The 11,864-nt window shown below is 44.4% G+C and carries 8 protein-coding genes; 4 read left to right on the forward strand and 4 right to left on the reverse strand.

Annotated elements, in window-relative coordinates; all coding sequences use genetic code 11:
* Positions 1 to 94 precede the first annotated feature (94 nt).
* Positions 95 to 2,917, forward strand: a complete 2,823-nt coding sequence (locus IBX40_06840; protein ID MBE0524029.1) for a DEAD/DEAH box helicase — start codon at positions 95 to 97, stop codon at positions 2,915 to 2,917.
* 177 nt (positions 2,918 to 3,094) lie between these two features.
* Here IBX40_06840 and IBX40_06845 read toward each other — a convergent pair whose 3' ends face one another.
* The 3 genes from IBX40_06845 to IBX40_06855 all read right to left on the reverse strand — a co-directional run bounded on the left by IBX40_06845 (position 3,095) and on the right by IBX40_06855 (position 6,396).
* The gene (locus IBX40_06845; protein MBE0524030.1) at positions 3,095 to 3,382 is read right to left on the reverse strand and encodes a hypothetical protein; all 288 of its coding nucleotides are present in this window, start codon (positions 3,380 to 3,382) and stop codon (positions 3,095 to 3,097) included.
* Between the two features lie 156 nt (positions 3,383 to 3,538).
* A complete protein-coding gene (locus IBX40_06850) occupies positions 3,539 to 3,952 on the reverse strand; it encodes a deoxyribonucleoside 5'-monophosphate N-glycosidase (protein MBE0524031.1) in 414 nt (137 codons plus the stop codon).
* Positions 3,949 to 6,396: a DUF3656 domain-containing protein gene (locus IBX40_06855; protein MBE0524032.1), complete on the reverse strand. Its 2,448-nt coding sequence runs from the start codon at positions 6,394 to 6,396 to the stop codon at positions 3,949 to 3,951. The genes IBX40_06850 and IBX40_06855 overlap by 4 nt, the downstream gene beginning before the upstream one ends.
* A gap of 68 nt (positions 6,397 to 6,464) precedes the next feature.
* On the opposite strand from IBX40_06855, the gene IBX40_06860 reads away from it, so the two are divergent.
* Together IBX40_06860 and IBX40_06865 are read left to right on the forward strand one after the other, a co-directional pair.
* Positions 6,465 to 6,707 carry a hypothetical protein gene (locus IBX40_06860; protein MBE0524033.1) on the forward strand — a complete coding sequence of 81 codons (243 nt, stop codon included), beginning with the start codon at positions 6,465 to 6,467 and terminating at the stop codon, positions 6,705 to 6,707.
* Between the two features lie 105 nt (positions 6,708 to 6,812).
* Complete coding sequence (locus IBX40_06865) at positions 6,813 to 7,970, forward strand: Coenzyme F420 hydrogenase/dehydrogenase, beta subunit C-terminal domain (protein MBE0524034.1); 1,158 nt, start codon at positions 6,813 to 6,815, stop codon at positions 7,968 to 7,970.
* A gap of 42 nt (positions 7,971 to 8,012) precedes the next feature.
* On the opposite strand, the gene IBX40_06870 is transcribed toward IBX40_06865, so the two are convergent.
* Entirely contained in the window at positions 8,013 to 8,345 is a 333-nt protein-coding gene (locus tag IBX40_06870; protein MBE0524035.1) for a hypothetical protein, read from the reverse strand.
* Positions 8,346 to 8,519: 174 nt separating this feature from the next.
* Between IBX40_06870 and alaS the strand changes: the two genes are divergently transcribed.
* Positions 8,520 to 11,282, forward strand: coding sequence for an alanine--tRNA ligase (gene alaS, locus IBX40_06875; protein ID MBE0524036.1), 2,763 nt, complete (start codon positions 8,520 to 8,522; stop codon positions 11,280 to 11,282).
* Positions 11,283 to 11,864 lie beyond the last annotated feature (582 nt).

The following is an 11,864-nucleotide window of genomic DNA, read 5'->3' on the forward strand; positions in this document are numbered from 1 at the left end:
GTACACATCTTCACTGCCCACATTTCTCATTTTTTTCAATCCATCTCAGAAAACCTAAAATCCAGGGAGCATTATTATTATTATTTAACAGCCAATGTCTGATATATTCAAATTACTGCATCCAAAAATCCAATCCACTCTTTTAAGAATGGGATTTTCCGACCCTACCGAACCCCAGGTGCGCACAATCCCCAGACTTTTAAAAGGTGAAAATCTACTGCTTATCGCTCCCACTGGCAGCGGTAAGACCGAAAGTGCAATACTTCCGGTTTTCCATCATATTTTGAGCCATCCCCCAGAGGGACGCAATGGTATATCCGCGCTATATATCACCCCCCTCAGGGCACTGAATCGGGATATGCTCTCCCGGCTGGAACAGATAGGTGCTGATCTTGAGATCGATGTGCAGGTGCGCCATGGAGATACCACCAAATACCAGCGCCAGAAACAGAGCACTCACCCGCCTGATCTGATGATAACCACCCCTGAGACCCTGCAGATCATGCTTACTGGTAAGAACTTGCGTAAACACCTGGAATCAGTACGATTTGTGGTTGTGGACGAAGTACACGAGCTGGCATCCAGTAAAAGAGGCGCCCAGTTGTCCATTGCCCTGGAACGACTGGTTGAGGTGTCCGGCGAGTTCCAGAGGATAGGACTATCTGCAACAGTGGGCAGTCCCATCACAGTAGCCAGGTTCCTTGCAGGTACGTACAGGGAGGTGGGTGTGGTAGAAGTATCCATTTACAAGGATCTGGATTTTAGAGTATTAACACCACAGGTCACCCAGGATGACAGGAAAAAAGCACAGGAGCTGATGTACTCTCCTGAAATGGCATCTCATTTGCGGGTCATTGGAGATATTGTAGATTCAAATACATCCACCCTGATCTTTGTAAATACAAGGGAGGCTGCTGAAGCACTGGGATCCAGGTTCAAAATGCTGGGCAGGTCCATAGGTGTGCATCATGGTTCTTTGTCCAAGGAGATCAGGATCGAGATGGAGGAGATGTTCAAGTCCAGTGATCTAAAAGGACTTATATGCACCAGCTCCATGGAACTGGGGATAGATATCGGTGATGTGGACCACGTAGTGCAGTACAATTCACCCAGGGAGGTATCCAGATTGATACAGAGGGTGGGCAGGGCAGGACACCGAATCCATGAGACTTCCAGAGGGACTATAATCACCACCATTCCTGATGATGTAATGGAATCCTGGGCGATTGTTGACAAAGCCCACGCTGGAGAAGTGGAGGAAACATTGATCCATGAAGGATCTGCTGATACAATTGCAAACCAGATCGCTGGATTGGTGCTTGATTTCGGGGAACTCGACAGCCAGCGCATCTATGATATAGTGACCCGGAGCTATCCCTATCGCAATATCACAAAGGACCTGATAGATTCCATCATCAAACAGGTCATAGAGAACAGGCTGGTCTGGTCTGAAGAGGGGCAGGACATGGTGGGTAGGCGGCGGAAAAGCTGGCAGTACTATTACAAGAATCTATCCATGATCCCTGATGAGAAAAAGTATGATGTGTTTGATATAGTGAGCGGCAGGCCAGTGGGTGTACTGGATGAAATATTTATCATCAATTTCATAAAACCGGGCGCGGTTATTATTGCGAAAGGGGATATGTGGCGGGTGATGGAGGTCATCCATGATAAACAGCGTATCAGGGTCGAACCTGTACCAGATCCTGGCGGGGAGATCCCGAACTGGATCGGTGAAGAGATACCTGTCCCTTTTCGTGTAGCAGATGAGGTGAGCAGTATCAGGAGTTCGATCGCTAAAGAGATCATGGAGGAGAAGTCAGACGACGAGATCGCAGCAGATTTCCAGAATAAATATCCATCAGATAAAGCAACCACCCTGGGTGTGGTGACACTTATACGCAAACAACTTGATGGGGGCTTTACAGTTCCATCCAGGGAAAACATTGTAATTGAAAAGGTGGAAAATTCTGTAATAATCAATATATGTGGAGGTCATAAGGTCAATTTTACCCTGGGCAGGGTGCTGACTGCATTATTGTCTGCAAGACTTGGAAGCAGCGTGGGTATGGAGATCGATCCGTACAGGTTAAAACTTGACCTGCCCAGACAGATAAAAGCTGCTGACGTGGTACGACTAATACTTGATCTTGACCCTGTGCATGTAGAGCCCATCATTGAGATGTCCCTTAAGCACACTACATTTTTTAAATGGAAGATGATCCAGGTAGCCAAGAAGTTCGGGGCATTGGATTATGATGCCGATTATGACCGGATAAGCATGCAGAAGCTGCTTGATGTGTATGAAGGGACCCCTATGTATGATGAAGCGGTCAGGGAGATATTCCAGGAAAAGCTGGATATTTCCAGAACAATTAGCATCCTTGAGAGAATTGCATCGGGACAGGTCATGCTGGTGGTGGGAAAGTCCAGCCCAATTGGTTCAGCCGGATTTTTGGGTGGCAAGGACCTGGTCTCACCTGCAAAGGCTGATGCATCCATTATCGAGGCTTTGAAGCAGAGGATCATGAATGACAGGGTGATACTTTTCTGTGTCACCTGCAAGAAATGGGTCTCGAAACGGAAAGTGTCCAATGTACCTGATACTATTGAATGCCCTGTATGTGACAGCAAGATGGTTGCGGCATTGAAACCGTGGGAAGAGGATGAAATTAAGATTGTGAGGAAAAAGGAAAAAAGTGCTGACGATCTGAAAAGGGTACGCAAGGTCAACAGGAATGCAAGCCTTGTACTATCCCACGGCAAGACTGCGGTTATCGCACTGGCCAGCAGGGGGCTCGGGCCTGAAACTGCATCCAGGGTTATCAGGAAGATGCGTTTGGATGAAGATGGTTTTTATAGGGATATTCTGGCGGCTGAAAGAAATTACGTCAAGACAAAGAGATTCTGGGATTGAATAATTTGTTCGCATGACCACAAACATTATTATTATAGAACGCATCATATATTATTGTAGAAGCCGTGTCTTTCTATAAATGCAAAGACCAAAACGCGAATATAATCCTCCTTACTTATTCCGTGTTTAATATCAGTGAATCGAAACACGGCTTTTGCATTAATTCCTTCTCTTTTGCTACAGGCGGGGATCTATATGTCCAGGTCCACCACACTCTGGAGTATAGCATGTGATGTTTTCAAAATCACACTTCTTCTCACAATGTGGACAAACATCCGGTAGCGTTGCTGCGGTTATGGTGTAACCGCAATTGACACATTTCCAATAAGTCAATCCACATTTTGGACAAATATCTCCGACAAATTTACCAGAGGCTGTATAACCACACAGTGCGCATGCTAATGTCTCTTCTTTCTTTTCCACTCTAACCACATCCTTTCGCATGTTTATGTTAAATAAAGTCATATGACCCATATCAATTTATCCTTACAATGTTCCCAATCTTTAATTAAGATTTTCTTTCTGCTCCCCACCGTTTAGTTTTTCAGTAACTGCGGAAAATATGTCCCTGGCCTGTACAAAGCATTTTGGGGAGCAAGTAAAAAATATGTTCCATATATATCAAAATTCATAAATAAAACCTACAATAATGTTCTGCAGTTCATCATTATTGCTATAATTCTTACTTACAACTCCTTTATTCCCAAGTATCATAGCCGAGGTCTTAGTTCCTTCTTTATATAAACAAAGCACAGGAATCCCAAGACTAACGGCATGACATATCTCATATCCAACCCCTATTGAGGGAACCGTCACTTCAGCAATCAGGCATTCGCAATGCTCAACACCACCCATATCCCGCATAAATATCTCTTCTTCGCTCATCCCCTTCTCTTCTTCGAAGATAGTATCCAGTGCCACATGCTGGCTCAACACTTCAGCTCCGGAAGACATCAATACTTTTAATATGAACTTATATGTATCAAGCAATCTTCTGCCTCCGCGCATAGAACCTGACATGAATACTTTAGTCATTGTACACCTCTGAAATAGTGACCTTTGGTCAGACCCTGAGGAAACATCTCCTTCAGTCTTTCCAGATAATTCCTTCCATCAAAATCATTGGGATTTTCCAGGTAACTGTCAATAGCCTGTCGGTACAACATTGTAATCTCTTTTACCTGTTTGATATCATAATGCATACCCTCTATCCTCAAAACTGAGACCCCTGCACCCAGAATCGCAGGCAGGTGGTCGATCATACAAAGTTCCCGGGAATTGTAGATATGGGTTCTGCACATTGTATCACATCTTACAGGGAAGATGAATCCCTTTTCATCTCCAATATTATTTTGGTTGTCGCAGGGTTTTATGATGTCAGCATCACTACTTACACCAATGCTTTTAGAACCAGTACATCCCTTTCCCCCTCGAAATATACAATGTTCTGATATCATCAACTGCACAGCCCCCTGGACCAGACATTCCTGATCAAATCCCGCAGGTATATCCGCGATCTCGTCCAGCGTAAGTTCCTGGGAAATCGTAATTCCATTGACTCCCAAACTTGTTAGCAAAGCCAGTGTTTCATGGTTGAAGGCGTTGATGGGGTAATCCGCAATAACGGGTAAGTGGAATTCATCCGCACACATGTATATCTGGTCAGGCCCTGTTACCAGTATACCATCAAATCCGTATAGATTATCTAATACGCTTATGATAAGGTCCCTTTCAGAGTCCTTTATAATATCAGGTAATCTGATATACACAGATGCATCTGCATTGTGCGTTCGTTCAATTGCACTATTTGTTATTCTTTCTTTGTGAATAAGTCCTTCAATATCCACATAAACCCTATTTGCTCCGGCAGAAACCGCCGCATTAATAAATTCCGGGCTTATCACACGTATGGATAATCCGGGGCTGGCGGGCAAGACACTTGCCGGAACTTCACTCTTTTTAACATGGACTGAATCACATTTTCTTCGATATTTTTCCAGACGATTGATTTCAAGTCGCTGCACAGCTTCACGCCTCACAGAGTTGATCATTCCTATGGGAATAAAAATATCATCATCCATGTTGAGAGATATTTCATGTATTTCAAAAACCGTATTCCCGAGTTTGCTCACATGCTTTAGTAGTGAATCCCTATCAATTGGCTGGTGCCTGGCAGAAGGGATATAATCATCAGATGAAGCTTGTGCCGTATTCCCTTTTCCATCATTCAACTGTACAATAAGCTTATGTCCTCTCTTTGCCTCCACTTCCATGGACACCGGAATTTTCTTCTGGTGCGATTTCCGGGCTGCCGCTATCAGCTCTAAATCATATGTTTTATAGATTTCAGCACCCGGGGAAGGAGCCCCCTGAAAAGTAATACTTATTATAGAACCTGCAGGTGCTTCTTTTACCTTTCGTCCTTCTATCAATATCATATTTATTTTAGTACCATTACCACCCACTGCAACGCCATCTCCTAAACGAAGCGGGATTTTCAGTTTCACTGTGATAGTATCCGGGTCGCTTTTAATGATGCTCCCAAGTATTGTGCCGCGGTTTCCAGGCAACTCGGTGCTCATGAGAGTCTTGCCAGGGTCACCATTGATATATCCTTGTGTAAATCCCCTGTTAAATATTGTCTCAAGTTGCCGGGACTCGTCCCGGGTAACGTTTGATTTTGGGTCCTCAGACATCCGGTCAAGTATATCTCTGTAAGTTTTCGTAACAACAGCCACATATTCGGGCATTTTCATACGCCCTTCAATCTTAAAAGAATCCACACCTGCATATATCAGGTCATTAAGCCGGGAGGAAAGGTTCAGGTCCCTGGGACTGAGCAGGTATCCTTCCTCTTTTTTTCCATAAATTTTATACATTTTTCTGCACGGCTGTGCACAATAACCCCTGTTGCCGCTTCTGCCGCCTATAAAGCTACTCATCAGGCACCTGCCAGAATATGATATGCATAAGGCACCGTGAATGAACGTCTCAAGCTGGATGGAAGTGCTTAAGCGTATCTTTTTTATTTCCTCAATACTCAATTCCCTGGCAAGAACCGCACGGTTCACACCAAGAGCTTCCAATAGTTCCACACCCGGGCTGTTATGTATGGTCATCTGGGTACTGGCATGTATGGGTAATTCCGGAAAATTTTCCTTCAATATTTTCAGGATTCCAAAATCCTGGATAATAACAGCATCAGCACCATGGCTGCACAGTAGTTCTAAATACTCTGCAACATCCTCTAGCTCCCTTTCCTTAACAAGTGTATTTACTGTGATATATGCGGATACGTCCTGTTGATGGGCAAAATCAATAGCTTTCTCCAGTCCTTTTTGATCAAAATTATCTGCAGATCCCCGTGCACTGAAACTTTTGGCACCCATGTAGACAGCATCTGCTCCGTTGTGTATCGCAGCTTTTAATGATCTGAGATTGCCTGCCGGAGCCAATAGTTCGGGGAGTTTTCGTTGCATAGTCTGCCTTTTTAAGATAGAAAGATATAAGGATATCTAAACAAAAAATGGAATTCAGGTGGGATTATTTGATAAATGGGATATTCAATTCAGAGCTAAAAGTGTATTATTTAGCATTGGCCACTGCATTTGTAGCAGCTACAATGGCACTTATTTTCCTAATATTCAAATCAGTAGCCACATTGATCATGACAATGTCTGCAATTTTGATTGTTGTGGTAGCTATGATAATATTGGGTGCGGCCGTATATCTTGATTTTATTGAAGGAAGATTAGATACCTCCTACCTTCATCAAATAAAAAAGGATTAATCCAAATCCATGGTAGGATCTTAATTTACATTATTTTTTAGCTTTGACTAGCACCACAACTAATATATTTTATTGACTCTAAAACATTACAGGAAGTTTTGAATTATGCCAATTGATCCCATATGCAAACGTGAAGTCCCAGAAACCACTCCCTTCACAACCGAGTCAGGTGGAATGACCTATTTTTTTCATAATTTAGAATGCAAGAAAAAGTTCGATGACATGGCAAAGAACATTATCAGGGTCAAACGGAACCTGGAGGATAAGAAAAAGATTTCATTCGGACGTTTGAGAAAAGATATTATCAGGCCAGGTATATGTGCCGCATGTGGAGCGTGTGCCGCCAGCTGTCCTTCCATCATACTGGAAGGCGAAAAACCTAAACTGATAGGACCCTGTAATGCCTGCGGCATATGCTATAACCAATGCCCGAGGACCATTACTACTGAGGATGGGCTAGTCGGTAAGATCAGGCATCCCTATGCCGCACGATCAACAATAAGTCGATTAAAAGGACAGGACGGGGGTGTAGTTACATCATTACTTGCCTATGCGTTGGAAGAGGGGCTTATAGATTGCGCAATAGTTACGGTACGATCCAAAGAAGACCCCTGGAGACCGGTACCTGTCATTGCTACAACGTATGATGAACTAATGGATTCGGCAGGGACGATCTATACTCACAGCATGACCATCGAAGCCCTGATGAATGCTGTTAAGCAGGGTATGCATAGTATAGCTTTCGTAGGTCCTTCCTGTAATATAGATGCAGTGTATAAGATGTATAAAAGCCCTTACGGCCTGCTTCATATGTTCATGCGGGTCAATCTCCTGCCATTGGGTCTGTTTTGTATGGATACGTTCTCACATGAAGGCATACAGGAGTTTGTCGAATCCAAACAGCTGAAATTGCAGGATGTTGCAGCAATGAAGATCAAGCGAGGTAATATCGAGCTGGAGACATCGGGCAAGACCCTGGTTTACAGCCTGAACGAACTGGACCCTTATAGGAGCTCTTCCTGTAAATTCTGCACTGACCTAACTGCAGAAAACGCCAATATCAGTTTTGGAGGTGTGGGCACCCCAGATGGCTGGACCACTGTGCTTACACGAACTGGCCGGGGATATGAGATATTCAAAGAAGCAGTGGAGAATGGCTATATCGAAGCCAGGGACCTGGAAGAAAATGAGATGTCCAGAGTACTGAACCTGGCCAGGATGAAGAAGGTCCAGAAGTACGGAGTGGAGCGCAGGGAAAAGTGATCATTTGACCAAAAATGTGGTTAATTGACCAACAATTTCAGGTTATCCAAAAATACCCAGGAATTCCTTAAGCTGGGGTGCCTTTTTTGGTAACCTATCAGCTATTACCTCTATAAAAGCATACATATCATCATCAGCCAACCCCCTGATATCTTCCTGTGCTTTAAAGCCCAGGTCAACCAGGTATTCCAGTTCATCATCATCGAGCCGCTGAAGACGGTTTTTGAAATCCTCGCCGGATTGGGCCAGCCTGTGGGATACGGGACGTAATATAAACAGGTACTGGTGCCCTTGCGGGGATTCAATATTACCACCTAGCTCGGGAGCCAGTTTGTTCAATATCTCTATATCTTTTTCATTGAATTGCCTTGACATACATTACAATTTGTTCTTATTATAGGTAAATCCTTCAGCTCCATATCTGAATTAAATACAATTCTTCTTAAATGAAATATTAAAGATACCATCTTATAATTTTATATTGAGTCAGATGTTGTCCTGCGTAAACCTTTTCATATTAAAAACCATTAAACACCCTAAGATAGAACCATGCTAGAAGACGAATATCAGTTAGATTATTTTTTCGAGAACGGCTTTGAGAGGAAAATCTGCACCAAATGTGGTGCTGCTTTCTGGACGCGGAATGCCGACAGGACGACCTGCGGTGATGCCCCGTGCGACCCGTACTCTTTCATAGGTAATCCGGTGTTCAGGGAACAATACAACATCTCTGAAATGCGCGAGAAATATCTCTCATTCTTTGAAGCCAGGGATCATACAAGGCTGGCCAGGTATCCTGTTATAGCCAGGTGGCGGGATGATATCTATCTCACTATTGCAAGTATAGCTGATTTCCAGCCCTTTGTGACTTCCGGCCTGGTCCCTCCACCAGCCAATCCACTTACCATCAGCCAACCCTGCATCAGATTACCTGACCTTGATTCAGTGGGGCGCAGCGGCCGGCATCTCACAAATTTCGAGATGATGGCCCATCATGCTTTCAATTATCCGGATAAGGAAATATACTGGAAGAACGAGACCCTGGAATATTGTGATGAATTTTTGAACGAGCTTGGCGCTGATCCAAATGCAGTGACCTATAAAGAAGAACCCTGGGCCGGAGGGGGCAATGCCGGACCGTGTGTTGAAGTGCTGATAGGCGGGCTTGAAGTTGCCACTCTGGTGTTCATGAATCTGCAGCAAAAGAATGGCGGTGACATCATGATCAAGGGAGAGTGGTATGTCAGGATGGACAATTACATTGTGGATACCGGTTATGGTCTTGAGAGGCTCGTATGGGCCAGCAAAGGTTCACCCACAGTGTACGATGCAGTGTTGCCTGAAATTGTCAATGAACTGATGGGTCTGGCAGGTGTTGACCACAGACTTGACGACCCCGAGTATACCAGGATATTGAGTCAAAATGCAATGCTGGCCGGATTGATGGATATAACAGGTGAAGCAAACCTGATGCAACTAAGAAAACAAGTAGCAGATAATATAGGGACAACTGTTGAGAAACTGCAGACCATAATGGAACCTGTGGAGAGGGTCCATGCCATTGCAGACCACAGCAGATGTTTAGCCTTCATGTTCGGCGATGGTATTATCCCTTCAAATGTCAAAGCTGGATATCTGGCCCGGCTGGTACTTCGAAGAATGCTGCGGCTCATGGATGAGGCTGAGATCAAAGTACGCCTGTCAGAGATCGTCACCATGCAGATAAATCATATGCCAGAGTATCCTGAGTTTAAAGAGCATCTGGATACCATTGTTGAGATACTTGACAGGGAAGAGGAAAAATATGCGATCACCCTGGATAGGGGTCGCCGTCTGGTAGCCAAGACAGCCAGGCATTACATGGATAAGGGCGAGGAATTTCCATTGGATGAGATAATCCAGATGTATGATACTCACGGTATTCCGCCTGAAATAACAGCCGAAGTAGCTAAAGAAGTGGGACTGCGAATAGATATGCCTGATACATTCTATTCACTGGTTGCCGAGAGCCACAGCAAAGCTGAACAAAAAGAAGAAATTAAACTTGAGATCCCTGGGATCACTGATCTGCCCCTTACTGAAAAACTGTATTACAGTCAACCTGACAGTCTGGATTTCGAGGCAAAGGTCCTGGCAGTTATTGATGGAAGTATTGTACTTGACAGGACAATGTTCTATCCTGAAGGTGGTGGGCAGCCGGCCGACCATGGTTCCATCCAGGCTGGAAATGATACATATCATGTTATGGATGTCAGGAATGAGAAGGGTGTGATCCTGCATATGGTGTTAGAGGATGAGGTCAACCTCAGACCGGGAGATCTGGTAACAGGCAGTGTGGAAGGCAAGAGACGATTGGCCCATATGCGCCATCATACTGCCACCCATGTGGTGAACGAAGCGGCAAAGCGGGTTTTAGGCGATCATATCTGGCAGGCTGGCGCCCAGAAGAGTGAAGAGCGGGCACGGCTGGACCTCTCTCATTTCAAACGTATCAGTATTGAAGAACTAAAAGAGATCGAACGCATTTCCAACAGGACTGTCATGGCCAACATCCCTGTCGAAATATCCTGGATGGAGAGGACAGAAGCCGAACAGAAGTATGGATTCGTGCTCTACCAGGGTGGTGTTCCTCCAGGCAGGGAGATCCGTGTATTGAAAGTGGGCGTGGATGTGGAAGCTTGCGGCGGGACCCATGTGAGCAACACGGGTCTGATAGGTCCAATAAAATTGTTAAAGACCGAGCGTATTCAGGATGGTGTGGAAAGGCTTGAGTATGCAGCTGGTGAAGCTGCAGTTGAGCGGATGCAGGAACTGGATACTTTATTGAGGCAGAGTGCAGAGGAACTGAAGGTGTCCCCGGAACATCTGCCAGAGACCACAGCCAGGTTCTTTAATGAATGGAAGGAATTCAAGAAAGAGAATGCCAGGTTGAAGGAAGAACTGGCTACTGCAAGGGTATCTTCAATGATTTCAGATGCTGTTGAGGTTAATGGGATAAGGATCATTGCTAAAAAAATACCATCCGCAGATATTGAAGAACTTGTTAAAGCAGCAGGCGAGTTTACAAAACAACCGGATGTGGTGGCACTATTGGTAAGTGATCAGGGTGGTGCAAAGATTGTGGTGGCTGCTGGTGAAAAAGCGGTTCAGCTTGGAGCTAATTCCGGTGAAATGGTACGGGAGATGTCAAAGGTCGTAGGCGGCGGCGGTGGCGGCCGGGCTGATCTGGCACAGGGTGGGGGTCCTGATGTTGGGAAGATCAGTGAGGCTCTTAAGCAGGGGGTGGAAGTGCTCCGGGAAAGTCTGGTATAATAGGGTTATTCTTCCTGGGATGTAATGGAGTATCACATTTCATCTATGCAGTCAACGTCCATCGGTCTGCTGGATGTGTAATATTTGTCTGGAGTACTCATTATCAGAGGTAACCTGGGGTCCGAAGCAGGACTTATCGGTAGAGTGGTGCTTGGGGTGGGGATCGTATTTATTTCAAAGTTTTGAGTTGTATTGATTTCACATATGTTAATTGGGGATTCGATACATTTAGAATATATATATAAATATTATTGGATTTATAATACCTAATCGTAACTATTCAGCCCTACAAATCATGGCTACTGATACCGAAATGATATTTGGTAGCTTTATGTAAAGAATTTATAGCTAATGTCTTCCGATATCGATTTAGAAATTCCCAAGATATCAAAGAAGTAAAGCTTGGTGGCTATTGATAGCGTTTTATAGGCTGAATAGTTACACCTAATCATTATATATTTTAGGCCTTGGGACAATATTATTAGATTGGCCCAAATTTGCTTAAAACAACCTCATCCTCACCCAACAACTCATATTTCGCACCCCTAAACGGGATTATTTTTCTATTTTTTCCATTTCTCC

The sequence above is a fragment of the Methanosarcinales archaeon genome (assembly GCA_014859725.1).
Lineage (GTDB): Archaea > Halobacteriota > Methanosarcinia > Methanosarcinales > Methanocomedenaceae > Kmv04.